The sequence below is a fragment of the Treponema sp. C6A8 genome (assembly GCF_000619925.1).
In the GTDB taxonomy this organism is placed as follows: Bacteria; Spirochaetota; Spirochaetia; order Treponematales; family Treponemataceae; genus Treponema_D.
In genome coordinates, this window is the sequence record NZ_JHVB01000001.1 from 527,696 (window position 1) to 552,350 (window position 24,655).

The 24,655-nt window shown below is 41.7% G+C and carries 21 protein-coding genes; 6 read left to right on the forward strand and 15 right to left on the reverse strand.

Annotated elements, in window-relative coordinates:
- Positions 1 to 17: 17 nt before the first annotated feature.
- A complete protein-coding gene (locus T530_RS0102375) occupies positions 18 to 962 on the reverse strand; it encodes an alpha/beta fold hydrolase (protein ID WP_038073292.1) in 945 nt (314 codons plus the stop codon).
- Positions 963 to 989: 27 nt separating this feature from the next.
- On the opposite strand from T530_RS0102375, the gene T530_RS0102380 reads away from it, so the two are divergent.
- From T530_RS0102380 to T530_RS0102390, 3 genes are all read left to right on the forward strand, one after another.
- Positions 990 to 2,213, forward strand: a complete 1,224-nt coding sequence (locus tag T530_RS0102380) for a class I SAM-dependent RNA methyltransferase (protein WP_027727632.1) — start codon at positions 990 to 992, stop codon at positions 2,211 to 2,213.
- Positions 2,210 to 3,550, forward strand: a complete 1,341-nt coding sequence (locus T530_RS0102385) for a hypothetical protein (RefSeq protein WP_027727633.1) — start codon at positions 2,210 to 2,212, stop codon at positions 3,548 to 3,550. Before T530_RS0102380 ends, T530_RS0102385 begins: the two co-directional genes overlap by 4 nt.
- Before the next feature lie 121 nt (positions 3,551 to 3,671).
- Positions 3,672 to 5,510 (forward strand): diguanylate cyclase domain-containing protein, encoded by a 1,839-nt coding sequence (locus tag T530_RS0102390; RefSeq protein WP_197018226.1) that lies wholly within the window; start codon positions 3,672 to 3,674, stop codon positions 5,508 to 5,510.
- Positions 5,511 to 5,545: 35 nt separating this feature from the next.
- On the opposite strand, the gene T530_RS0102395 is transcribed toward T530_RS0102390, so the two are convergent.
- Positions 5,546 to 6,139 carry a histidine phosphatase family protein gene (locus T530_RS0102395; RefSeq protein ID WP_027727635.1) on the reverse strand — a complete coding sequence of 198 codons (594 nt, stop codon included), beginning with the start codon at positions 6,137 to 6,139 and terminating at the stop codon, positions 5,546 to 5,548.
- A gap of 132 nt (positions 6,140 to 6,271) precedes the next feature.
- Between T530_RS0102395 and T530_RS0102400 the strand changes: the two genes are divergently transcribed.
- On the forward strand, positions 6,272 to 8,467 hold the full coding sequence (locus T530_RS0102400) for a methyl-accepting chemotaxis protein (protein WP_027727636.1): 2,196 nt from the start codon (positions 6,272 to 6,274) through the stop codon (positions 8,465 to 8,467).
- Between the two features lie 33 nt (positions 8,468 to 8,500).
- Here T530_RS0102400 and cmk read toward each other — a convergent pair whose 3' ends face one another.
- The 13 genes from cmk to T530_RS0102465 form a co-directional block, all read right to left on the reverse strand.
- Positions 8,501 to 9,052: a (d)CMP kinase gene (gene cmk / locus T530_RS0102405; RefSeq protein WP_027727637.1), complete on the reverse strand. Its 552-nt coding sequence runs from the start codon at positions 9,050 to 9,052 to the stop codon at positions 8,501 to 8,503.
- A gap of 70 nt (positions 9,053 to 9,122) precedes the next feature.
- Positions 9,123 to 9,584 (reverse strand): hypothetical protein, encoded by a 462-nt coding sequence (locus T530_RS0102410; protein WP_027727638.1) that lies wholly within the window; start codon positions 9,582 to 9,584, stop codon positions 9,123 to 9,125.
- On the reverse strand, positions 9,581 to 10,156 hold the full coding sequence (locus T530_RS0102415; protein ID WP_027727639.1) for an RNA polymerase sigma factor: 576 nt from the start codon (positions 10,154 to 10,156) through the stop codon (positions 9,581 to 9,583). Before T530_RS0102415 ends, T530_RS0102410 begins: the two co-directional genes overlap by 4 nt.
- Positions 10,146 to 10,481 (reverse strand): hypothetical protein, encoded by a 336-nt coding sequence (locus tag T530_RS0102420; protein ID WP_027727640.1) that lies wholly within the window; start codon positions 10,479 to 10,481, stop codon positions 10,146 to 10,148. Before T530_RS0102420 ends, T530_RS0102415 begins: the two co-directional genes overlap by 11 nt.
- Positions 10,482 to 10,701: 220 nt before the next feature.
- Positions 10,702 to 11,568: a YicC/YloC family endoribonuclease gene (locus T530_RS0102425; RefSeq protein WP_027727641.1), complete on the reverse strand. Its 867-nt coding sequence runs from the start codon at positions 11,566 to 11,568 to the stop codon at positions 10,702 to 10,704.
- 1 nt (position 11,569) lies between these two features.
- Positions 11,570 to 13,087 carry a UDP-N-acetylmuramate--L-alanine ligase gene (murC, locus tag T530_RS0102430; RefSeq protein WP_027727642.1) on the reverse strand — a complete coding sequence of 506 codons (1,518 nt, stop codon included), beginning with the start codon at positions 13,085 to 13,087 and terminating at the stop codon, positions 11,570 to 11,572.
- 128 nt (positions 13,088 to 13,215) lie between these two features.
- On the reverse strand, positions 13,216 to 13,722 hold the full coding sequence (locus tag T530_RS0102435) for a rod-binding protein (RefSeq protein WP_027727643.1): 507 nt from the start codon (positions 13,720 to 13,722) through the stop codon (positions 13,216 to 13,218).
- 132 nt (positions 13,723 to 13,854) lie between these two features.
- A complete protein-coding gene (flgG, locus tag T530_RS0102440; protein ID WP_027727644.1) occupies positions 13,855 to 14,649 on the reverse strand; it encodes a flagellar basal-body rod protein FlgG in 795 nt (264 codons plus the stop codon).
- 18 nt (positions 14,650 to 14,667) lie between these two features.
- Positions 14,668 to 15,471 (reverse strand): flagellar basal-body rod protein FlgF, encoded by an 804-nt coding sequence (flgF, locus tag T530_RS0102445; RefSeq protein WP_027727645.1) that lies wholly within the window; start codon positions 15,469 to 15,471, stop codon positions 14,668 to 14,670.
- 67 nt (positions 15,472 to 15,538) lie between these two features.
- Positions 15,539 to 16,879, reverse strand: a complete 1,341-nt coding sequence (locus T530_RS0102450; RefSeq protein ID WP_027727646.1) for a DUF1302 family protein — start codon at positions 16,877 to 16,879, stop codon at positions 15,539 to 15,541.
- A gap of 9 nt (positions 16,880 to 16,888) precedes the next feature.
- Positions 16,889 to 17,677 carry an outer membrane lipoprotein-sorting protein gene (locus T530_RS0102455; protein ID WP_027727647.1) on the reverse strand — a complete coding sequence of 263 codons (789 nt, stop codon included), beginning with the start codon at positions 17,675 to 17,677 and terminating at the stop codon, positions 16,889 to 16,891.
- Between the two features lie 115 nt (positions 17,678 to 17,792).
- The gene (locus tag T530_RS0102460) at positions 17,793 to 20,159 is read right to left on the reverse strand and encodes an RND family transporter (protein ID WP_027727648.1); all 2,367 of its coding nucleotides are present in this window, start codon (positions 20,157 to 20,159) and stop codon (positions 17,793 to 17,795) included.
- Between the two features lie 63 nt (positions 20,160 to 20,222).
- Positions 20,223 to 20,567: a helix-turn-helix transcriptional regulator gene (locus tag T530_RS0102465; protein WP_027727649.1), complete on the reverse strand. Its 345-nt coding sequence runs from the start codon at positions 20,565 to 20,567 to the stop codon at positions 20,223 to 20,225.
- Positions 20,568 to 20,795: 228 nt separating this feature from the next.
- Between T530_RS0102465 and T530_RS0102470 the strand changes: the two genes are divergently transcribed.
- Together T530_RS0102470 and T530_RS0102475 are read left to right on the forward strand one after the other, a co-directional pair.
- Positions 20,796 to 23,624, forward strand: coding sequence for an RND family transporter (locus T530_RS0102470; protein ID WP_027727650.1), 2,829 nt, complete (start codon positions 20,796 to 20,798; stop codon positions 23,622 to 23,624).
- Positions 23,625 to 23,837: 213 nt separating this feature from the next.
- Positions 23,838 to 24,629 carry an outer membrane lipoprotein-sorting protein gene (locus T530_RS0102475; protein WP_027727651.1) on the forward strand — a complete coding sequence of 264 codons (792 nt, stop codon included), beginning with the start codon at positions 23,838 to 23,840 and terminating at the stop codon, positions 24,627 to 24,629.
- Positions 24,630 to 24,655: the final 26 nt, after the last annotated feature.

The window sequence follows — 24,655 nt, forward strand, 5'->3', positions numbered from 1 at the left end:
GCTCCCGGTAGCGCTTATTATGCTAATTTACTAATCCACTCAATCACATCTTTCTCAACGATGTCCTTGTCGTTCTCGTTGAAGATTTCGTGGCGGTCACCTTCGTAGGACTTGATTGAAAGATTTTTTACGCCGTTGGTCTTGTAAATATTGTAAAGCTTTTTGATAGTAGCGCCGTATGAACCAACAGGGTCTTCTGAACCGTAGATGAAGAAAATCGGAAGGTCATTTGAAATCTTCTTCATATTTGCAGGCTTGTGAATCTGCTTAAGGCCGTGAGTCATATCGTAGAAGAAGGAAGTAGTAAGAGGGATTCCGCACCATTTATCATCAGAATACATCTGAATATTCATCTCATTAGCAGAAAGCCAGTCAAATTCAGTTTTTTTATTCGAAATACGTTTGTTATATGAACCAAAAGAAGCATTTGAAAGGGCTTTTACGATTGAATCTCCGCCGCAAAGAGCTTTTACAATGGCAGTCATAAAACAACCACCGGTAACAAGAGCGCCCATAGGGCCTGCAGTTCCGCAGAGAATACAGCCGTCAATCAAAGTGCTGTATTTTTCGATAAAGCCCTGAGAAATAAATGAACCAAAAGAATGTCCAAGAAGAAATACTTTTTTTCCGGTAAATTCAGCTTTATCAGCTTCAATCATTTCATGCAAATCTTCTACAACGCGGTTAAAACCGTCTTTATCAGCAAGCTTTCCAAACTTACCCTTGCCTTTTTTTTCTGCATTTTCTGCAGTTCGGCCGTGACCGCGCATATCATAAGCTACAAGAGCAAAACCGCTTTCACAAAGAACAGAACCAAGTCTGTCGTATCTTAAAGAATGCTCAGCAAGTCCGTGATGAAGCTGAACAACTCCCTTTATATTTTCTGCCTCGTCTGGAATCCATTTTGTAACCCAAAGTTCACATCCGTCGCTCATCGATTTAAAATCGCTCTTAGTAGTCATACTTTCTCCAAAATGTTAAATTAAGATATGAATATTATAACAGATAAAATGGTTTTTGGTGGAAAAACTTTAACAAAAATCGACGGAAAAGCTGTCTTTATTCCATATACAATGCCGGGCGAAAGTCTGGAAATCAAAATCACAGAAGAAAAAAGAGATTATAATAACGCAGAAATTGTAAATATCATTAAGCCAAGCGAGCACCGTGTAAAGCCAGCCTGCCCTTATTACGAAAAATGCGGCGGCTGCAATATGATGCACATTGAACCAGGCTACCAGCGGGAACTTCGCAAGCAGATGCTGGCAGATATTTTCATGCAGAACGGCATCGATATTTCGGATAAAATCCAGATTGTTTACGACCGCGACACAAATTACCGCTGCCGTTTCCAGCTCAATGACGGCGGCCTCAGCCAGAAAAACGCAAACGTTATCATTCCGGTTGAAGAATGCATTTGCGCAGAGGCTCCGGTAAACGAATGGCTCAAAGAGACACCGGCAGCCCAAAGAGGCAAAGGCCGCTCTCACCTATTCGGCAGCTCTTTTATGATATCTAACGGCCAGAACAGTGGAAAACTGATAGTTGCTGACGAAGCTGATGACAGTAAGAAAAGCGGAATCGTGGTAAAAGGATCTTCAAAAAAGAAACTTAAGCTTAAAGAAAATAAATATTTCAGCGGAACAATGCTTTCTCCTCAGAATACGGTAACAGTCTGCATCGGCGGCAAAAACCTTAGCTTTGATGTCCGCGGCTTTTTCCAGTCAAACCTATTTGTTTTTGAAAAAGTTGTAAAATTGATTTGCGACACGCTCGGACAGGGAGAACGCGTACTTGATATGTATTCGGGCTGCGGCTCAATTTCAGCCTTTCTTGCAGACAAGTTCAGCCAGGTAGTGTTGGTTGAGCACAACCGCGATGCTCTTGTTTTTGCAGAACAGAATATGGCTGGCAAGAGCCACGTAAGCTACGGCCTCAGCGGCGCAAACTGGGTAAAAAACTGCGCTTCTACCTGCGGCGAATTTGATGCCTGCGTAATTGACCCGCCTCGCTCCGGCATGGAAAAAGAAGTCTGCGATTATCTTTGCAAAAGCGGAATTCCTCAAATCAGAAGCCTTTCCTGCGACCCGGCAACTCACGCCCGCGACTGCGCAAAACTTATTGCAGCCGGCTACTCTCTTGAGCAGATTTACCTTCTGGATTTTTATCCTAACACAAGTCACATAGAAAGCCTTGCTGTATTTGTAAAATGAAAAAACTCACCCTGCTGCTAGTTTTTCTGCTTTCCTCATTTCTTGCTTTTTCCCAGGGTGCGGCTACTTCTGAAGAACCCGCCATGCTCTGGCAGACAGTACTTTCCGGAAAAGTGCTGTCTGAACCTGCAAAATTTTCTTACGGCTTTTGCGTGATTACGGACGCAAGAAAAATCGACTGCCTCAATTACGAAGGAAAAAAGCTCTGGGAAAAGGATATTGAGCATCCAAGAGAATGCCAGATTTTCCCCCTCGATTATGAATTTCTTCTTCTTTCAGACAATTCAAAAAACACCGTAAGCCTTATCAATCCAAGCGGGCTAAAACTTTGGGAAGCTGAAATCACTTTTAAGCCAGAAAAGGCAGAAAGCGGTGATGACGGAAGGATTTTTGTTTATAACGAAAACCAGATTGCCTGCTACGGTATAAACGGAATTAAAAAATGGCAGAAATCTTCAGATACAAACCCAGCCCTTCTCAAGCTCAATCCTTTTGGAAATCTAAGCGGAGAAACTCGTGAAAAAACTGACTCAAATTCATCTTATCAGAATGAAGAAATTATAAGAAAGCATTTCCGCGATTATGCCTACGCCTTCTTTTATGACAAAAAACACGCCCTCATCTGTAAAAACAACTGGACTCTGGAATATTATTATTTTAATGAAGAGCAGAATGTAAGCGGCATTTCTTCCAAAAAAGCAAAAAGCGGTCCTAAATCTGCAAAGAGCCAGACTGCAGCCTTATACAATCTGAAGGACATAAATACTGATATAAGAAAGAATAAGCAGGTTACCAGCGAGGAACGCATGGAAGCTTTAAGGGCCGGAAACTACGCAGACCAGGAAATTCTTTTTTCTTCTGAACTGATGAATATTCTTGACGCCTACTCCGCAGACATAAATATTTCCCAGTTCGGCACCCAGATTGAATATTCGATTTACGAAGCAAACACTAAGGAATTTGGAATTATTTTGAGCCAGATTCCCCTGCTGGCAAGTTCAGACTACACAATTAAAATTGCCGACATTGTCGCCCACACAAAAAATACGGCAGTTCTGAAAAACGCCCTTAGGGAGTTCGGAAACTGCGCCTACGATCCTGACTATCTTGTTTTAACTGCAATTCAAAACCGGGCAAAAAACTTAAACAAGCGCAATGAAGATATAATCGTTTCCTTCTGCGACGCCGTCTACGAAATTTGCCGCTTCATGGGAAAAAACGCTTATAATACAAAAGGAAAGCAGATTCTTGCAGACTTTGTCTACGCATCAAATCCGGACCGGGTAAAAGCCTACGCCAGAAAAACCTTCGAGAAAATCAAAAATCTTCAGATGTAGAATTTTATTTACGGATATTTTTTTTGGTAGTAAAATTATTTAAATGGCATCGGGGCTAAAAAAAAGCAAATTCTTGCAAATAATTTTACTTTCGCTTTCAGTCGTAATATTTGCCTTTTCTATGATTGCATACAGATTATCTCTTACGCGAATTATGAAGAGTTTAACCTGGACTTCACTAGAAGAGACAACAAGTCTTTACACAGCCTTATTTGATTTAAAAATCCAGGAAAACTTTGACCTTCTTGAAGCCATCGCAGAAGGTTTTTCTTACATAGACACCACAAACGATAAGGCAACAACAGCCTTAATCCAGCATTTTTCCAATAAAACCGACTTTTCTACCCTTTATTTTGCAGATGAAGACGGCGAAACCTTTGGAAACGAGGGACAGAGTTTTGGAATTGTATCAAAAACCGATTATTTCAGACGCACGATGTTTTCCGGCACGAGAACAATTTCCAAAACCATTGAGTCAGATTCAAGACGGGTTCCTTCGTTTATTCTTTCCGTTCCGGTAATTAAGGATGAAAAAGTCTGCGGAATGGTCTGCGGAATATTGAATCTTTTGAAGCTGAACAATACACTTTCCGCCCATTTTCAGAATTCAAAGGGCTTTTACATGATTGTAGAAAGTAACGGCCACATCATCTTTACCAATGCTGAAAACAAAACTCAGTTCGGAAACAATTTCAATATCTTCTTAATTAAAAATAAATCATGTTCGGAATCCGAATTCATCAAATATTCCGAGGATTTAAGAAATCAAAGACATGGGCTGATGGAATACTATTCTCATAATGCAAGACGCTTCTGTTCCTATACGCCGCTAAATATGAACAACTGGTATCTCCTTACCATAGTTAAGACAGATGCCATCGATGCAAGAATTGCCCTTACCAAAAAGATTTCAACGACTCTTTCCTGCATCATGTCGGTTCTGCTTATTCTTTCTATCGTTCTCATATTTCTTGCAGAACGAAAAACTGCAATCGTTAAGACAAAGAACGAAGGCCTGACAAAGATTTATGACAGCAGTAAGTCTGTGGTTCTTGATATCAACCTTGTTGAAAAAAACATTTCCTACAGCGGAGATACTAATTTTGTTTTCGGACAAAACATTCAGCAGACAAATTATCAGGCTTTTGCCGAATTTACAAAAAACATTCATAAGGATGATAAGCACGTTATAAAAGAGCTGAAAAAAGCTGCATTTGAAAATTTTACCGAATACACAGCAGAATTCCGCCTTATGTGCTCCGATGGCGAATACAACTGGTTCAGGGTAAAAAATCTTCCGATTTTTGATGAAGATCATAAGCCTGTAAGAAGCCTTGCCTCCTTTACAAACGTAAATAAGCAGATGCTGAAAGAACAGGAACTCATGCACAAGGCTGAATACGATTCCCTTTCAGGACTTTTAAATAAGGGAAGTTTTGAAAATAAAGTAAGCGCTCATATTTCAAAAAATACAGAACAGACCTGCGCCCTTTTGATTATTGACCTGGACAATTTTAAGATGATTAATGATACCCTGGGTCATTCCATGGGGGATGCAGCAATCAGTGATACGGCAAAAAAGATTTCCCTGATTTTTTCAATTCAAGACTATCTTGGAAGAATCGGTGGCGATGAATTCTCGGCCTTTGTAATTTTTGATAAAAACATGCCGCTTAGCGAATGTATCATGCACTTAAACGAAAAGGTTTCTGACCTCTGCGAAATTCTGAACGAAATGTACTTTAATGAAGATAAATATGTAGAGATTTCTGCAAGTATCGGAATTTCTATATATCCGGAACACGGAACAAGTTACGAAGAACTTTTTGACCGCGCCGATAATGCCCTTTACAACGTAAAAAAAGGCGGCAAGAACAATTTTATAATTTGGAACAGCGATTTACAGCAGGGCTCAGAATCATCTTATTCAAGCCACAAGGGACTGGAAGAACTAATCTAGTCTGTGTAAGCGGGCCAGTCAGAGCCCGCTACCTTCTAATCGTCCGTAAGCTTTTTCCACTCTTTTCCGTCATATTCAAAAATCGAAGCCTGACAGTTTTTCTGTAAGCCTTTTCCCCAGAAGTGAGCCTTATCGTTTCCTTCAAGATAGCACATAATTCCTTTATTTAAGGCACCGTGGGCAACAATCATAACCCTGTTAAACTTCTGCCAGTCTTTTTCCAGAACCGACTGAATAAAATCTTTTGTACGAGCGCAAAGTTCTTCTATAGTTTCGCCTTTTGCAGGAGGAGTATATTTTTCAGGCTCTGTAAAGAAATAGTGAAATGGACTTTCAGGACAGTTCCAGTCTGCATAGTAAGCGCCTTCCATTTCGCCAAAGGAAAGCTCTCTAAGGCGTTTATCCCGGATAACAGGAATATTTTTATGGCCGCGGATAAGACAGGCTGTTTCATATGCACGGATTAAGGGAGATGAATAAATAACATCAAAATCAATATCATCAAGTTTTTTTCCAAGCTGACCGGCAGCTTCCCGCCCTGCTTCATTAAGTTCTATATCAGTATTTCCCTGAAGTTTTCCGGCAGCATTCCACACTGTTAAGCCATGCCGAATTAAGTACAATTCCATAAAAAACACTATATCAAGTTTTGATAAAAAAATCCTTATTTATAGAAGAAATAATTTTACAGATAAATTTTTCTCACCTATAATATACTTATTAATAAAGTTGCCATATTAAGCATACACAGGAGAATTACTATGACAAACTTTTTTACCAAGAGCATCAGCCGCCAGCTTTCAATTTCAATTGGTACTGTACTTCTTGTACTCCTAACCTTATGTGCAGTCTGTATCAGGCGGGCTGTAGATAATTCACTTCAACAGGTTTCAACAAAATACCTTGACATGACGGCAAGCCGCTACGGTGAAAGTACTGAAAAAATTCTTTCAAATGAATTCAGTATTGCAAAAACCCTTCAGGCTTCAATTGAAGGCTTTGAAGATATTCCTAAAAACAACCGCCGCGATTATATTAACAATCTTTTAAAACATACACTTGAACTTAATCCAGGTCTTGTAGACGCCTATTGTGTCTTTAAGGAAAATGCACTCGACGGTCGTGATGCCGAATTTACAAATTATGACGACACTTACGATGAAACAGGCCGCCTTATTCCATACTGGACTAACGACGGAAAGGAAATTGCCTGCTGTGCCCTTACAGATTATGAAGGAAGCTTCTGGTATGAAGAGCCTATGAAGGCTAACCGGGGCATTCTTATTGAACCAAACCTTTATGAAGTAGGCGGAAAAGAAATATGGGTTTGCGGTGTTGCCTTCCCAATTCACAACAAAAATAATCAGATTGTGGGAATGCTGGGCGTTGATATGTCGCTTGATGCCCTTTCTGCCCTTTTAAAAGATGCACAGATTTTCCAGTCTGGCTACCTTTCCCTTACTTCTCACACAGGAACTATCGCCGTTACTAAAGACGAAAGTCTTGAAGGCCAGCCTAACCCTGACTACACAGACAGTAAAACAGCTTCTATGTTTACACAGGCGGCAACAAATTTTACCCCCTTCGGCTATCCTGCAAAAGATAACGGAGTCAGCGTAATTAAAGTTTACAAACCTCTTACAGTAGAAGGCGCTAAGGAAGTCTGGTACCTTGGAGTAACAGTTCCTGACAATGAGGTTGGAGCTGCAGCTGCAAGAATCCGCGCTATAGTAATGATTATTTTTGCCTTCACCCTGATTATTGTAATCGGCCTTGCCTATCTGATTATCCGCCGCGTTGTAAAGGAAATGAACAAGGGTGTTGCCGCAATGAAAAACATTGCCCAGGGCGACGGTGACCTTACAGTCCGCATGAATGTAAAGAACCAGAATGAACTTGGCCAGATGTACACCTACTTCAACAAGACAATTGAAAAAATTCAGGATTCCATCCGCCAGGTAAAAGATGTTTCTGAACAGATGACCCATCACGGTCAGGAACTTGGCGACAACATGAATGATACAGCGGCTTCTGCCAACGAAATTACTTCAAATATTGAAAGTGTTAACCGCCAGGTTCAGATGCAGGGAACTAACGTACAGGATGCTGCAACTTCAATGCAGCGTATTAATTCCAGCGTAAATGACCTTATTGCAACAATTCAGTCTCAGAGTTCAAGTGTAATAGAATCTTCTTCTGCAATTGAAGAAATGGTTGCGAATATTCAGTCGGTAACTTCAATTTTAAATAAAAACAGCGGAACCATCAGTGAACTTGAAAAATCAACTGATGCGGGAAGAACTAACATCGATGGAACTGTACAGGCAACCCTTAAGATTCAGGAGCAGTCAAAGATTCTTCTTGAAGCCAGCAGTGTAATTCAGAATATTGCAAGCCAGACTAACCTTCTTGCCATGAATGCAGCTATTGAAGCGGCTCATGCCGGCGAAAGCGGAAAAGGTTTCAGCGTTGTTGCAGACGAAATTCGAAAGCTTGCAGAAGATTCAAACAATCAGGGTAAGAAAATTACTTCAAACCTTAAAGAAGTAAGCGAATCTATTGATCAGGTTGCTGAATCTGCAAAACATATGCAGGAAATTTTCAATCAGATTTATGAGTACATTCAGAAGGTATCTCAGCAGGAAACAACTATTCTCCACGCTATGCAGGAACAGTCAGAAGGCGGAAGCCAGGTTCTTACAGCAATGAAGCAGATTAATGATATTACCGTTCACGTAAAAGAAGGCGGTGATATCATGCAGAATGAAACCCAGCAGGCGGCAGAAAAGATGGACAACTTAAGCCGCCTGACAGAAGAAATTACCTGCAGTATGGAAGAAATGAGCATCGGTATTGAAAGCATTAACAAGTCGATGAATAATGTAAATGAACTGACTCATCAGAACAGCGAAAACCTTGAGAGTCTTGGAAACGCAGTAAGGAAATTTAAAGTATAAAAATTAAGGCGGCTTGTGGGCCGCCTTTTTTTGTTACTCAATAATCAGATTTTTCTTTTTAAGCTCGTCTAAAATCAGTTTTACAATCTCTTCCGGATTGTATTTTGATGTGTCTACAAAAAGGTCTACAAAGTCATACTGATTGTTATCGATATTATAGAGTTTTTTATAGCGGCGGCTGTCTTCGCTGTCGCGCATGGCTGTAAAGTTCTTTATTTCTTCAAGGTCCCCGCCCTCGCGCTCTAAAATACGTTTTGCACGAACCTCATCACTTGCAAAAAGATAAACTTTAAAATCAGCTTCCTTGAGCATCCAGATTGCAAGACGGCTGCCAAGCACGCAGTTTTCTGCCCGTGCCAGTTCAACCTGATGATTGTCTACATACTGATCGTAAGAATCATCTGTTTTTGCGTTTTCAATAACCTGAGCAAGTGTAAGTCCTTTTTCCGCTGCAAGCTGACGGAAAGTATAATTAATCAGTTTAATTTTTAATGCTTCTGCGAGCATGGTCGAAACTGTAGTATTTCCACAGCCAGATTTTCCGCTGATTGCAACTCGAAGTTCGTTTTTAATTTTATATGACATTACCTGCTCCTGTGTAAGGCTGCCGGTCAGAGCTCGCCCTGTTTAATAGCAAAATAAATTATATCGATTTCTACACAGAAAGCAAAGTTTCCGCATTAAATTTTCTGGTTTTCTTAACAAAAATATCAAGATTAGAACCAATGAAAGACATGATGTAAAAAGAAAGCAAAAGGCCGGAAAAAATACTTGCGGCAAATTCAATCAAAGGATTTGTTCCGTTAGAAACAAAACTCAAAAGAATACAGAATACAAGAAGGAAAAAGCCGCTGATTCCCCAGCTTGTAAAGGAAACCTTGATATAATCCTTCTGCTTCTGCATTGCAAGCTTTACAATTCTTGTAACCTCTTCTGAATCTGCATCAACCTTTTCCTTCAATTCCAGAGAAGCAATTTTTTCTGCCTTAGTAAGAAGCCTTACCTTTGCGCGGCACTCCTTACAGGTAAGAAGGTGCAAGGAAACAGATGGAGAAAGAAGCTGATTTTTGTCTGCCTCATAGAATTTTTCCATGATGTGACTGCAATTTTTTTTCATAATAGACCTCCAAGCTTTTCGCTTAGTATTTTTTTCGCTCTGAATATATTTGATTTTACGGTATTTAATGGAATACCAGTCATTTCCGAAATATCTTCCTGATTCATATCAAGATAGAAGAAAAGTCTTATGCAGACAGCGTAATTTTCAGGAAGGGTTTGAACAGCTTCGTTGATTGCTTCCCTTGTAAGGGATTTTATCTGTTCGTTTTCCGGAGTGTCGTAATAGGAAGGCAAAAAATCTTCCTGATCTTCATAAGAATCTGTAATTTTAAATGATTTTTTTTGATTTATTGCCGTTGTAAAGGCAATGCGGGTAATCCAGGTAGAAAAAAGACTCTTTCCCTTAAAACTGGAAAGATTTTTATATGCCTTAATAAAAACTTCCTGAACAAAGTCTTCTATATCAGTTATATCGTTAAAAAATTTTCGGCCGACAGCTTCAACCCGCTTTTTATTCATTGCAACAAGCTGGGAAAAAGCGTCGGCATTATTGTGAAGAGCCTGACGTACAAGAAATTTTTCTTTTTGAAGAAGCACTAAATTCTGTGCTTCCGTAAGTTTATTTTTCATTCTTCAGGAATTTATAAAAAATCAGAAAGACAATTCCAAAGGCAAATGGAATTAATCCTCCTAAAAGTCCCCATGAAAGTCCTTTGATTGCCCAGAACATCACAGAAAGCACAATTCCTACAGCTACAAGAGAAAGTCCGCTTAAATAAGTAAAAGCCTTCCAGTTGAATTCAAAAGGAGCGTAAGTTCCGTTTTTAATCTGCAGCTTTACTTCACGGTGATGCCACAAAAGTGCAAAGAAAATCAATACAAAAACAAGAACTAATCCTACAATCGGAATTATTGATACGATTACCTGTGCAGCAGGTGAAATATTATTCATCATAAAGACCTCTTTGTAGAATTAGACACCTACAGAGCAAAAAAAGTTGCATAATAGTAATATTACCAGTGAAAAAATGCTCCCGATGAGAACCGTGTCTTGCTCTGCCGAGAGCCTTCGACGCTTCGCTCTGTATGCATCTTACGCGTTGTATCGCACTTATCAGGCTCAATGCGCCGCAAGCCACGAACCTCATCTACGCATTTTTTCACAGTCTACCTTACTATGCAATGTTCTTTCCCTGTTCGCGGATATTCTCCAGCGAGTCTTTTGCTTCTACTACCATTGCGCCAACTTCTGCAAACTGGTTTTTGCTGCCGATTGTGTTGATTTCGCGGTTGGCTTCCTGGCAGAGGAAGTCCAGTTTTTTGCCGGGGTATGGATTGTTGCTAAGCTCGGCGCGCATTGCGGCTAAGTGACTGTGAAGGCGCACAATTTCTTCATTAATAGTATATTTTACAAGCATTGCGGCAGTTTCTGTCATAATGCGGTTCTGATCAGCCTGGTCACCCAAAAGCTCGTTGAACTTCTTTGTGATTGTTTCCTTAAAATAACCTTCCATTTTTGGCTGCCATTCCTTAAAGAAAGCGGCGCATTTTTCAAGCTTTGAAAGCTTTGCTTCAAGATCTGCCTTCATATTTGCGCCCTCGCGTTCAGTGTCTGCAATAAATTTTTTGAGGGAAGCGTCAAAAACAGGCTCTATCATTGATCGGTATTTATCTACGTCGTAAGATTTATTAGAGTTCAAAACTCCCGGCTGAGAAATCAAAAGGCTGAGAGGAATGTCTGAAGAATAGCCTGTAGCCTCGGCAACCTTTTTGATTGCATCAAGATATGATTTTGCAGCGCCCACGTCCGCAAGGATTTCTGCATCACTTTCAAGCTCTTTTACGCGGATAAAAACATCAACCTTACCGCGCACAATTTTTTCCGTAATTTTTGCGCGGAAGGAACTTTCCAGCTGATTCAAATATGGAGGAAGATTGACAGTCAAATCCAAAAAGCGCGAATTAACAGATTTTATTTCTACGCTGACTACCGCCTGCTCTGATGAAACTTCCTCGTAACCGTATCCAGTCATACTTACCATATTATTTCAAAATCTCCTTACCTAATTTCCAGTTGTCGCCGGCGCCCATTGTTACAAATACATAACCGTCAGGGTATTTTTCTTCCGGCGCCTTTTCCAGTTCAGAAAGCACAAAGTCCTTTGCGTCTAAAATTTCTTCAAAATAATGAACGCAAGGATGATTTTTCTGAGTTTCTTCAAAAAGCGTACGGCCTGTAATATTGAAGTCTGCAATATTTTCCCGCGCAGAAGCATAAATCTTATGAAGAATAACCTCGTCCGCGCTTTCAAAGCTTGCCGCAAATTCTTTAAGCAAAGCCTGAGTTCGCGAATAAGTGTGGCTCATAAAGTCTACAATCAGCTTTCTACCCTTGTAAAAATCACGGAAGCCCGCAAGAGTTGTCTTTACAGCCGTCGGATGATGACCGTAATCATCAATTACAATTACATCATTTCCTGATTTTGTCTTAAAACGACCTATAATTTCACTTCTACGTTTACCGCCTGTAAAATTTAACAGACCTTTTAATATATTTTCTGCATAATCCTTAGGATTTTTGCCGAAAGTTTTCAAAATCTGGCAGACAAGAGCCACAGCCGCAGCCGCATCCATTACCTCGTGACGGCCAGGCATCTTAAGGGCAAATTCTTTATCAAAAAGAGAAAGACTAAAATTATTGCGCTCGTTTTCAACCTTGCCAAAAGTAAGCTTATATTCGCCAGTCGCTTCAGTTCCGTAAGGAATAAGGTTCAAATCCGAACGAAGCTTTGATGCAATGCTTACAGTGTCGCAGGCTCCCTTATCATCAGCGCAATAAATTACATCGCCGCCTTCAGGCAACTTGCATAAGTAATCAACAAATGCCTGACGGATATCCTCGTAAGTCGGATAATAATCCTGATGGTCAGGCTCTACGCTTGTAAGGATGATTTTCTGCGGACAGAAGGACATAAAGTGTCGCTGATATTCGCAGGTTTCGGCAACAAAGATGTTACTGCACAAAGCGCCACTGCCTCCTGCGCCCGCGCCGGCATCCTTTACCAGAGGCGAAGTATAAGTACAGGTATTACCGAATGAATTGATAATCGAGCCGGCAAGAATTTGCGAAGGCAAATCAATTTCCTTAAGAATTGTTCCTGTAAGACCTGTAGTGGAAGTCTTTCCATGAACACCGCAGATACCGCAGGAATAAGCCCGGCTTGAATAAGAGCCCAGCGCTTGTGTGTACAAAAGGCATGGAATACCACGTTTTACCGCTTCAATCAAATCCGGATTTTTATCAAGCTTGTAGGCAGATGAATAAATTACATACTGAATGTCATCTGTAATATTTTCTGCCCCGAATGGAAGAGCCTTAAGCCCAAGTTTTTCTATAATTTCATCAGTATAAAAGCGCTCGCTGACGTCGCTTCCGGAAATTACAGCCCCCTTGTGAAAAAGAATTTCAACAAGAGCCGCCATTCCGGTTCCCTTTATACCGACAAAATGAATATGAACGCCCGAAAGATTTTCAGGCAGAGAAAGTTCTGAAGTAGACATATTTTCATTATAGCTTTTTACGCCCTTCTAGGCAATTTTGAAAGGAATAAAAAAAAAGGCAGGAAGCCAACGACTTCCCGCCTTACTAAGGATGTAAAAAAATATATTTTGAAGGGGATATTCCCCGACTATACCAGACTTAAATAAATCTGATCTGCAAGACCAAAACCTGCAGACTTTGTCATGGCTGTAGAATATTCGTCATACAGCATGTCTTCGTACATATTCTGGGCAAAATCGCCCTCATTAGTTTTGTGAACAGTCTTGCGCATTGCGCCAAGCATCTGTTTTACAAAGTAATTTTCAAGTTCAAGCGATTTTTCGTAAAGTTCGCTTGTTTTATCGATTGTTTTTGGCTGAACGTGTATATTAGCCTGATTTACTGCGGCACCTGTAGGTTTAGCGGCAGTCTGTGTGAAGCTTCCTGCAAAGCCGCTTGTCCAGTCGCCGTTCAAACGTCCGCGGGCTGTAACCTGGCTTGAAGAAACTGAAGCTTCTGATTTTTCTTCTCCGCCCCGGAGCTTTTCTACAAGTGCTGCAAAAGAATTACCGTCTGCTGTCTGCTTGGCAGAAGAAAGAGCTCCCTTGCCGTTTGTAATTGAACTATATGTATTAGAAACTAAACCTACATTCATAAAAAAACTCCTAACCGCAGGGTTTTAGGGGCTGCGCAAGCCCCTAGGCGAAGGGGTAGCGGAAGACAGCTTGCTGGCTGTAGCGAGGGGGAGACTTCCCCCTCCTTCCTAACACCTAGTACCTAGGACCTATCACCTCTTAAGATTTACTGCTGTACTAAGCATTGTGTCGCTTGTCTGCACGGCCTTTGAGTTGAACTCGTAAGCGCGCTGGGCAACAATCATCTGAACCATTTCGTTTACGACTGAAACGTTAGACATTTCAAGGAACTTGTGGCGAACATCACCAAAGCCTTCTGAACCCGGACGGCCTGGAATTGGCTGACCGCTGGCATTGCTTACCTTAAAGAGGTTGTCGCCTTCTGCCTTAAGACCAACAGCATTCGGGAAGCGGTAGAGCTCAAGCTGACCAACTTCTACAGGGTCATTGCCGCCGTTTACCTTAACGCTAACACGGCCTGTCTGAGTGATTGTCATAGTAGAAACATCGTAGCCTTCCGGCAGGATGATTTCAGGCATTACGCGAAGACCGTTATTTGTAACAAGCTGGCCCTGAGAGTCAACCTTAAATGAACCGTCGCGTGTGTAAGCATAACTTCCGTCATACTGCTGAACACGGAAAAATCCTTCTCCAACGATAGCGACGTCTGTATCAACGCCGGTATTCTGAAGGCTTCCCTGGTTCATAATGCGCTGGGTTGCTCCCACCTTTACACCGCAGCCCATCTGAACGCCAACTGGAGTTACTGTATCTTCTGTTGCAGGAGTTCCCGCAAGCTTTTTATTCTGATAAATCAAATCCTCAAACTCAACGCGCTGCTGTTTGTAGCCGGTTGTGTTTACGTTTGAAAGGTTGTGCGAAATTGCATCGATATTAGACTGCTGTCCGTTCATGCCAGTTGCTGCTGACCAAAGTGATCTTACCATTTACCCTACCTCCCAAACTTATTTATACTGGGCAAACTTTGTCCAAAGAGTCTGCATCATTGAATCTTCGCTCTGAATTGTCTTCTGGTTAGCTTCGTAAGCGCGGTTCACTTCAATCATCTGAACCATTTCGTTTACAACATTTACGTTAGAAGTTTCTGAGTAGCCCTGCAAAAACTGAGGACGCTCGTCGCCTTCTGCAATATGAGCAGGACCTGAAATTTCTGTGTCAATGTAAAGACTTGAACCCATTTTTTTAAGGTAGCGCTCGTTGTCAAAGCGGACAACCTTAAAGCGGTCAATTTCTTCCGAAGTTTCCTGACTGTAAAGAACGCCGTCCTGATTTACGGTGAATTTATCGTCTTCTACATATATAAAGCCCTTTTCGCCAAGAACAGGATAACCTTCCTTAGTTTCAAGAATGCCTTCTTTTCCGATAAAAAAATCTCCGTTACGGGTATAGCGCTCGCCGTAAGGAGTCTGAACAGCATAAAAGCCTTTTCCGCTCAAAGCTGTGTCTGTCTGAGTATTTGTATATTTGAAAGAGCCCTGCTCAAAGTCTGTGTAGTTTTCGTTAGTTTCTACACCAAGACCGATTTTTCCGATTACAGGAGCCGCATCAGCGCTGCCCGACCCGTTCGGAATCTCATAAACGCCGTCGTAATTTGTGCGGCGAAGCAAAAGCTCTGGAAATGACTTACTTACTGTAATGTCACGTTTGAATCCGGCAGTATCAACATTGGCCAGATTGTTAGATATGGTGTTCAGTCTGTTCTGCTGAGCATTCATTCCTGAAGCACCCGTGTACCAACCTCGGATCATAATTCCTCCAAAAAATATTTTTTACATCTATATTTTTTATCGGAATCTGAAAAATTTAGTTTATAGCTTAGAAGGAAATTTTTGCCTTCAAGGTGCCGCAGCTCAGCTTTTCGTAAGCGCCGTACTGGCCTTCCTTGCCGTCAATTCCTTTTAAGAAGAGGTCTACGATGGCACTGAGGGTAATGGCGTCACTGAAGCTGTAGGCACATTCAACTTCAGCCGTGCTTGAAAGCTCGTTTAAGTCCAAAGCGCCGGTAGCAGTAAAAGTCAAAGTGTCATTGATAAATGATTTTTCCAGGCTGAGGGTAAGCAGGTGCTCGTAAAGTTTTCTTTCAAGGTCACTGCTGTAATCGCAGATTACGTCTCCTACATACTGCGCGGTCACCGTCCAGCCCCCGCTGGGAGTCCAGTCAAAGCCCGCAAGTCCAACCACCTGATGGTGCTGTCTGCAGGAATCAAAAGGCTTTTCAGCAAACTGCTGATTTTTCTGATATTCCTTTCCGGTCTGAATGCTTCTTAGCGGAAAGTAAGCGCCTTCAAAGCGGAATACAAAGTTTCCGGCAGGAATAGCCGCGTCTGCGCCAAGCATTGCCATCCGCTTATACTGGCCGCCGACCGTAACACCGCTATCACTTATGGAATACGACATAAAAGGACTGTCATCCCAGCCGTAAAATCCGTAAAAAGACAAATCCAGAGCGCTCAAATATGTGCTGGCACGAAGGGCATACTCCCCGTTGTAAATTGCCCTGTCCGGCAAGTCAAAATCATCAAACTTCTTAGGCGCATTTACCGGAAGCCCCTCGTATGTATCCGGCAGGATGCACTTTCTAAGAGGATTGTTTTTTGCCAAAGGAAGCATGCTTGGAGTAAAAATCGGAATCCAGTAAGCGTCAAACTGAGCCTTGTCTGTAAGAAGAGAAAGGCGCACCGCATCAATTCCAAGGCGGGATTCCTTGTAGGTGCTGGCAATCATTTTTGAATCATCTTTAGGACAGAGAACATCAGCAACCTGAATGCCGTCTGCCTTCCCCCAGGCCGCAATCTGCCTTCCAACGCGGAGTGCAAACATATCTCCCCGCCAGTCCAAATAAGCTTCTTTGAGGCCAAGCGCAAAATGCCCGTTATCAGCCGCAAAGGCCGAATAACCGTTTGTAGACTGACTTCCGATTGCGTCAAAAATAACCTGGCCGTTCACGTAAGCCATGCTTTCGCCAAGGTAGGACTTCATCGTGCCGTCAAAAACCGTCAGCCCAGTAAGAAAGTCCCCTTTATTGTCACCGGCATTTGGCAGGCCGATACCAGCCTGAGTCGTAAGATTACCCGAAAAAGAAATTTCCTGAGCAAAAGACGGCATTACAAAGGCAAAAACGCCCGCAGCCACAAAAGTCAAAACATTACGCTTCATAAAGCACTCCTATTTTACCATCTCTCTTTCCAGCGCGCTTACAGTAAAATAGTTCACATCAATAGGAATATCAAACTTAATATTCTGCAGCTCATAAACAGTCTGGTGATTAGTCTGCACGTTTTTCATAGTCATTTTCTGAGTAGCCCAGTAACCGTTAATCTTTTCAATATTCTCGCAGACCAAAACCTTAAAGAGATTATTCTGGCGGTCATAATATTCAGCCTTCTGGGGCACATAAGTCTCTTTATTAACCCAGGTTACGCGGCGGCTGACCTTAGCCTTTTCATCCTTAGCCTTTGCTTCCAGAATCCAGCAGTTTACACCGTTCACAGCCTCTTCGCCCAAAAGAGCAAAAGTATCTTTAGAAAGACTTCTGTTACCTATGTCGTCATAAGAAAAGTCAGTACCCTGAAAGTCATCATCCTTGTTTGAGCCAGAAACGCGGCGAACCTTTTTCATTGCAGGAAGATAAAGCCAGCTGTCACTGTCTGTCGGAGAACCGTCCTCCTTGTCAGGATAGTCAAAAGAAAGATAGCTTACGCCCGCTACATCCTTTGGAGTTCTGAAAACCAGAACAGTTTTATCAGTCTTTCCCTCTTTCATTGCATAGGAAGCAATTTCGCGGGAACGTGTTTTACCAGTTTTATCGATTAAAGTAACGGCAATCGTGCAGGACGAAGTTTTTCCGGTAGGCAAATCGTGTTCAGCCTTTGCAATTTCATAAGCAGACTGAGAAAATCCATTGAAGCCGGCTGCTAAAAGCAGTAAAGAAAATACAGTTTTTTTGTTAATCATAACTAACTCCTTTTAATCCAATATACAACTATCACTTATTTTGTTCAACAAATCGCCCCGCGTTAACGGCACTGCAAGCCTGGGCAAGCAGCCCCGCCACCCCCAGGAGGCACTTCTACTCCCCACGCTCTTTCCCAAAGGGTTTTACCGCATACAAAAGCGCCGGCGTAATCGTGTAGTCAGCAAGTAAAGCGCTTGAAAGTCCCACAACCGTAAGCACGCCAATTACCACAAGAATGTGCATAGGGCTCAAAATATAAACGCCGAACATGGCGCACAAAATCAGCGTAGTAAGGAACATAGAAGCCCCAATCTCACGGAAGGAATCTTCCATAGCAGTTTTATAGGAACCGGACTTTTCAATTCCCATTTTCAGGTGAGTTGTAAGGTGAATGGTATCATCAACCGCAATACCCAGAATCATAGGCATAACCGCAACCGTACCAAAGTCCAGAGAGTACTTTAAGTAGCCCATAACGCCCCCTACCAGAATAACAGGCGCCACATTAGGAATCATGCCGATTAAACCAGTCCTTACACTCGAGAAGGCCAGAATCAGCATAATGGCAATAATCACAAAAGAAAAAGCAAAAGACTTAATGCCGCCGCTTACAATACGCGAACTCATTTCAGCATATTGAATCATATCGCCCAAAAGCGTGCACTTTGCATTCGGGAAAATCTCCTTCACCTTAGTCTTAATTGCCGCAACGTTTTCCAGCGCCTCCTTCTCTCCGTAGCGGACCATATCAACGTTTACGACGGTAATCTTAAAGTCATCATCCATAAAGTCCTTAAAATCATCGTGCATTTCAATAGAAGAAAGTTCCAGAAGCTGGGCCAGAACGTAATCATCCTCAGGCACCTTAAAGTATTCTTCGTCGCCCTCGTTCAAAGCCCGGTACATCTCCTTCAAAATGCTGGTAACAGAAGAAACACGGGCCTTACCGCCAGACCACTTAGTCAAAGAAAGCCCGCCGATAAAATCTTCCAGCTCCATAAGGGCATTCATATTATCAGGCTCCTTAAAGGCATCATCATCATCAAAAGCCAGCATAACAGTGTAGCTGTACTGGTTGCCAAGCTTAGCCGCAAGCATCTCCTTAAGAGTCTTAACGTAAGGCATCTTTTCGCCCGCAATCGAAGCAAAATCAACAAGCACCTGAATTTTGAAAAAGCCCGGAATAAAAGCCGCCATAATCAAAACAGAAAGAATAACAATAAGCTTTGTCTTTTTCTGAACCACATCAGCCCAGCGGGCAAACTTCATATCAATTTTAGTCGCGCCCTTTTCATGGTCAGCCGAAGGAGCCTTATCCTTACCAAAAGAAAGCAGAATAGGAATAAGAACCGCAATATAAACATAAACTGCAAGAACAACCAGAGCAGTAACGCGGCCCATCCATTCAAGCGGCTTCATTTTTACAAACATAAAGCTCACAAAGGAAGTCATCGTAGTCAAAACAGTAAACAAAACCGACCAGCCGCACTCTTCAACACAGGAAATTGCAGACTCCCGTCTCTTTCCCGTACGGCGGAAAAAGTGATTGAACATATTAATGTAGTGAACCGAATAGCCGACCGAAAGCGCCATACCAAGAATAATAGGCACCGTTACCAGAGTAGAATCCGCCTTTACCCCAAAATAAGACATAACGCCAAAAACAGAAGCAATAGCTCCAATAGTCGTAAAGCCCGGAACAATAACGCCAAAAGGATTTCGCAGGAAAACTGCAAGGAAAATCAGCATTACCACAAAGCCCAGAGCCACACGCTTGTAATATTCAGGAATATCGTAGCGGTCCTCATTGGCATCCTCATAAGGAGTACCCGTACCGTAAAGCTTGTAGCTGTCAGACTGGAAGTCAGCACCTTCTATAATATCAATAAATTTATAGCCGATTTCCAGCGGAATATCCTCGTCAGTACCATAAGGCAAAAGAGAAAGGAAAATCCAGGTCTCCTTCCCGTCATCACTAACCATGGAATTAATCAGGGCATTATTTTTTTCAGAGCCCCTCATAATGAAGTCCCGCTTTTTTGCAAGCTCAGCCGGATCAGAAGGAATGCCGTTTCCAAAAGGCTTTACAACCTCAAACCCCTCTTCGTTTCCAACCGGAATATCAACATTTATAATAGAAGTAAGCCTGTCAGCATAAGGAATTTCATCTTTAAGCCGGCTTCCAATCTTATCAATAACATGCAGAATGTCTTCAGAAAAGACCTCCCGCCCGTCCTGCATCACAAGAAGACAGCCCAGCCCGTTCAGGTTTCCAAAAATTTCTTCGTATTTTTTCTGATTGATTTTGATTTCGTCGTTACCGCCAAACCAGCCTTCGTCGCCCAGAGCAAAGGCAAAATCCTTAAGCCCGGCGCAGCAAAAAACGGTAACAGGCACAAAAACTGCAAGAAATACCCAGCGGAATTTAATCTGAGCCTCTCCAATTTTTCTAAAGAACGCGTTAAAAGTACTAACTTTCATCTGTAAGCCCCCGTTGAATTACCTTTAACTTTACAACGGTTTGTTGCAGATTACAACAATTATTTATTTCTTAGCCTGTTTAATCTTCTCTACTACACTCTGGATTTCTTTTACAAGAGTCGCAACTTCATCCAGATTCTTATCAAGAGACAGCTGATAAAATATCTGAGTTCCCTCTTTTACAGGCTTAATCAGTCCGCAGTCTTTAAGAACCTTCAGATGATGGGAAATAGCCGGGCGCGAAAGTTTTGATTTAGCAGAAAGATTTGTTACGTTAATTCCCTCTTCACCGCCGTCTGCAATATCAAGAATTAATTTTTGACGAACTTCATCACCAAGAGCAATAAAAAGCGGAGCACATGTATCAAAGAGAAGATGAATTCGATGTAATGCTTCTTTATCAATCATTTTCTACCTCTGCCTCCCTCTTCCTACATAATGTAGAGATAATTTTTTGTTTTGTCAAACAAAATTAAACATTTAAACGTTTAATCGTTTAATTTTTTAAACATTTTATCTAAAAATTTATTGACTTTAAATGCTTAGGCTAATATATTGTTATATACATATTGGTTTAATAAATTAAACGCTTAAGCCAAAACGTTAAAAACGTAAACAAAAAGGAGTTGGTTTCAAATGGACTTAAAAAAAGCTTTCTTCAAAAGACCATGGATAATCATTGCACTTACAGTAATCCTGACAGGTCTTTTCGGCTCTTTCATCATGACACTTGTTATTGATAACTCAATCAGACAGTTCATGCCACAGAAAGATGAATCTTACAAGCGCTTAAACGACACAGAAGATGTTTTCGGAAGTATGCTGGTAATCGGCGTCAGCGTTGCCGACAACAAGGGCGACATCCTTACACCGGAAAACATCGAAGTAATCCGCAAAATTACAGACCGTTGTATTGAAGTAAACGATGTAGAAGAGGTTGATTCCCTTACTCACATCGATTACGTTTGCAACCACGACGGTGCAATTTCTGCAACACAGCTCATTCCTGAAGAATACACAGGAAGCGCCCAGGACATTGCAGAACTTAAATCAAAGCTTTACGGCTGGGAAGACATGTACAACCGCGTAATCATCAGTGATGATGATTCGGCAACACAGATGCAGATTTCCATTAAAACATGGAGCGCAGAAGACCGCGCAAATGCCCGCAAAATCGCAAAGGAAAACGGCACAAAGGTTGTAACAGACGCAGACCGCCAGCAGGGAATCCTTAATCAGATTCGTACAATCGTAGCAGAAGAAACTGCAGACCACCCTAACCTTTCTTTCAAGGTTTACGGTGACCCTGTTGTTACAGAGCAGTCAAGAAAGTTCATGCTTTCAGACCTTATCAAACTCATTCCTCTTGTAACAATCGTTGTTCTTCTTTCTCTCTACTTCAGCTTTAAAACAGTAGACGGAACTTTGCTTCCATTAATCAACGTACTTGTTTCCACTATTATAACAGTTGGAATTATGGCAGTAACAGGCCGGGCATTCACCCTGGTTTCTTCGGTTATTCCGGTTGCATTGATTGCGGTAGGTTCAGCATACGGTATTCACGTTCTTACCCACTACTACGTTGAGCTCACAAATCAGTCTGGAGTAGAATTCACAAAAGAAACTTACGAAGCTGCAATTTATCACGGCCTTCGCGAAGTATTTAAGCCTGTTTTGCTTTCTGGCCTTACTACAGTAATCGGCTTTATCTCACTTGTAACAAGCCCTATTGAGCCTCTTCACGACTTTGCTATCTTTACAGCAATCGGTGTTGCCCTTTCTTTGATTCTTTCTCTTACTTTCGTTCCTGCAATGCTCTTCGCAAAATCTTACAAAAAGATTAATGAAAAGTTCGAAAAGCAGAACAAGAAAATCAATGAAATTGCTGATGAAGTTGTAAAATACAAGAAAATCCACGAGATTAAAAGACGTATCCAGCAGATGACAGGACGCGTTTCTACACAGTCAAGCGGAACTTCTTACAATATTTACAAGTTCTTCTGTGGCTCAAAACCACGTATGATTATTTTCTCACTTGTAATCGTAGTTTTCTCTGTAATCGGTCTTTCACTTCTTAAGATTGATACATCACTTGTAGGCTACTTCCCTGCAAAAACTCAGATGCGTCAGGACATTGATTACGTAAATGAAAACTTTGCAGGTTCAAACAGCGTTTACTTTACAATCAGCGGACAGAATCCTGGTGACATCAAAAACCCAGAGATTTTGAAGGCCGTAGATGACATGCAGAACTACCTTGCAGAAAAATACGACAACATCGGAAAAATCGTATCTTTCACAACTTTCATTAAACGCATCAACCAGGTTTGGTTCGCACCGGGAAGCTCTGTAGAAGCTGCAGACACATCAGTTGCCGCAGATACTTCAGACTTTGATTTTGATGCTGGCTTTGACTTTGGCGAAGATGACTTCAGCTTTGATGACGAATTCAGCTTTGACGAAGAAGAAGATTCAGCGCCAGCCGCAGCCCCTGTAGACTGGGTTGACCCTAACATCGAATACAACAGACTTTTGAACGGCGAAGTTACAGCCTTCGAAATGATTAAGATTTTGAACGACGCTTATACAGAAGCCGGCGGACAGGGAGCTCACTTTGAAGACATCCTCGACGTACTTGAACGCAAATTCAACTACGACGGTATGGCTTACTATGAAATCCCATATGATCCTGCAAAATACCCTGTAGCAACCCGTGAAGAACTTGCAGGCGTTGTAAACGGCTACCTTACACTTCTTTCAGGTTCACTTGACCGCTTCCTTGACAGTGATTTGAACCCACGTGTAATGCGCGTAACCTGCCAGCTGAGAAACTTCTCTACTATTGATACAGGTAAAATCATCAATGACGCCAAGGCTTATGCCGCAGAGCACTTCCCAGAAGGCTACACAATTGAAGCAACAGGTTCTGGAGAAATGGAATACACAATGACAAACCTTGTAGTATCAAGCCAGGTTTCTTCACTCTTGATTTCACTTTTGTCAGTATTCATCATCATCACAATTTCATTCGGTTCAGGATGGGCAGGACTTTTGGGAACAGTTCCACTTGCCTTCACTATCCTTTTGAACTACATGATTATGGGATTTGCCGGAATCAACCTTGACCTTGTAACAAGTATCATCGCTTCTGTAGCAGTCGGAGTTGGTATTGACTACACAATCCACTTCCTGTCAACTTACAAACAGGAACGCGCCCTCACAGATGACCTTGAAGCCGTTACAAAGACAACCTTCCTCAAGAGCGGTCACGGTATCATCACCAACGCTCTTGCCGTAGGACTTGGATTTATGGTTCTCTGCTGCTCAAAATTCCTTGTACTCCGCTACATCGGAATCCTGGTAGCAATCGTAATGTTCAGCTCAAGTATGCTTGCCATGACAATCATACCTGGTATTCTGAACATCTTCGATCCAAAATTTATACGTTCTAAAAAGGAAAATTAAATTTATGTAAGGAAAAATCAGCGCAAGGAAGTAAAACTTGTAGCAAAAACATTCTGCTTATAGCATGTCGCGTAAGCGACGTATATTATAGTTTCTTTGCTATAAGCAGCATGTAGTGCGATATCGCACGGTTTTGATACAAGTTTTGCGACCGGGAGCTAATTTCGGAACATAAACATATTTTGTATTTTAATTTATAGGAGATAAATATTTATGAAAAAGACACTTTTTGGCACATTCGCCGCACTCTTGCTTCTCAGCTCAGCAGTTTTCGCTGATGAAAAAGGCTACAAAATCATGAAAGACGTTGCAGATTTCAAAAAACCTGCATTCTCACAGGCACAGCTTTTCATTTCTTTGTACAACAAAGCTGGCGAAAAAGAAGAAGAATGGGGAGCAATCGAATACGGTAAAAACGAAAACGACCTGGCTTCAGTTGTAATGGATTTCAAGACAGGTTCTAAAAAAGGAACACGCTTCCTTCAGATTGAAAACGAAGGCAACAAGCCGGATGACAAATTCATCTATCTTCCAGAACTTAAATCTTCACGCCGCGTAAACTCAAGCGAAGGTACAAAATCATTCCTTGGTACAGACGCAACTTACGATGACCTTTCTACCCGCGATGTAGATGAAGACGAGCATACATATCTTAAAGACGAAACAAAAAACGGATATGACTGCTACAACATCAAAGAAGTTCCAAAAGATCCAAAATCAAGCCAGTACGCTTGGCGCCTTACATGGATTGACAAAAAAACAATGTACCCAATCTACACAGAAATGTACGACAAGAACGACGCTCTTGTAAAAACACTGACAGTAGAAAAGATTGAAAAACACGGTGACTATGATATTCCAATGACTAACACACTTGTAAACGTAAAAACAGGTCACAAAACAGTTATGGATATCCGCAAGGTTTTGGTAGATAACGAAATTGGCGGCGGAAAAGGCCTCCCAGCTTCAATCTTTACTCAGAACTTCCTTAACACAGGAAAATAGGTGCTAGGTGTTAGGTGCTAGGTTCC

Bases quoted from the DNA above. Each gene is read 5' to 3' on its own strand.
- T530_RS0102395 (WP_027727635.1), bottom strand. From the start codon at position 6,139: ATGGAATTGTACTTAATTCGGCATGGCTTAACAGTGTGGAATGCTGCC.
- T530_RS0102400 (WP_027727636.1), top strand. From the start codon at position 6,272: ATGACAAACTTTTTTACCAAGAGCATCAGCCGCCAGCTTTCAATTTCA.
- T530_RS0102410 (WP_027727638.1), bottom strand. From the start codon at position 9,584: ATGAAAAAAAATTGCAGTCACATCATGGAAAAATTCTATGAGGCAGAC.
- T530_RS0102380 (WP_027727632.1), top strand. From the start codon at position 990: ATGAATATTATAACAGATAAAATGGTTTTTGGTGGAAAAACTTTAACA.
- T530_RS0102385 (WP_027727633.1), top strand. From the start codon at position 2,210: ATGAAAAAACTCACCCTGCTGCTAGTTTTTCTGCTTTCCTCATTTCTT.
- T530_RS0102470 (WP_027727650.1), top strand. From the start codon at position 20,796: ATGGACTTAAAAAAAGCTTTCTTCAAAAGACCATGGATAATCATTGCA.
- T530_RS0102435 (WP_027727643.1), bottom strand. From the start codon at position 13,722: ATGAATGTAGGTTTAGTTTCTAATACATATAGTTCAATTACAAACGGC.
- T530_RS0102455 (WP_027727647.1), bottom strand. From the start codon at position 17,677: ATGATTAACAAAAAAACTGTATTTTCTTTACTGCTTTTAGCAGCCGGC.
- murC (WP_027727642.1), bottom strand. From the start codon at position 13,087: ATGTCTACTTCAGAACTTTCTCTGCCTGAAAATCTTTCGGGCGTTCAT.
- T530_RS0102415 (WP_027727639.1), bottom strand. From the start codon at position 10,156: ATGAAAAATAAACTTACGGAAGCACAGAATTTAGTGCTTCTTCAAAAA.
- T530_RS0102420 (WP_027727640.1), bottom strand. From the start codon at position 10,481: ATGATGAATAATATTTCACCTGCTGCACAGGTAATCGTATCAATAATT.
- flgG (WP_027727644.1), bottom strand. From the start codon at position 14,649: ATGGTAAGATCACTTTGGTCAGCAGCAACTGGCATGAACGGACAGCAG.
- T530_RS0102450 (WP_027727646.1), bottom strand. From the start codon at position 16,879: ATGAAGCGTAATGTTTTGACTTTTGTGGCTGCGGGCGTTTTTGCCTTT.
- cmk (WP_027727637.1), bottom strand. From the start codon at position 9,052: ATGTCATATAAAATTAAAAACGAACTTCGAGTTGCAATCAGCGGAAAA.
- T530_RS0102375 (WP_038073292.1), bottom strand. From the start codon at position 962: ATGACTACTAAGAGCGATTTTAAATCGATGAGCGACGGATGTGAACTT.
- T530_RS0102425 (WP_027727641.1), bottom strand. From the start codon at position 11,568: ATGGTAAGTATGACTGGATACGGTTACGAGGAAGTTTCATCAGAGCAG.
- T530_RS0102390 (WP_197018226.1), top strand. From the start codon at position 3,672: ATGATTGCATACAGATTATCTCTTACGCGAATTATGAAGAGTTTAACC.
- flgF (WP_027727645.1), bottom strand. From the start codon at position 15,471: ATGATCCGAGGTTGGTACACGGGTGCTTCAGGAATGAATGCTCAGCAG.
- T530_RS0102475 (WP_027727651.1), top strand. From the start codon at position 23,838: ATGAAAAAGACACTTTTTGGCACATTCGCCGCACTCTTGCTTCTCAGC.
- T530_RS0102460 (WP_027727648.1), bottom strand. From the start codon at position 20,159: ATGAAAGTTAGTACTTTTAACGCGTTCTTTAGAAAAATTGGAGAGGCT.
- T530_RS0102465 (WP_027727649.1), bottom strand. From the start codon at position 20,567: ATGATTGATAAAGAAGCATTACATCGAATTCATCTTCTCTTTGATACA.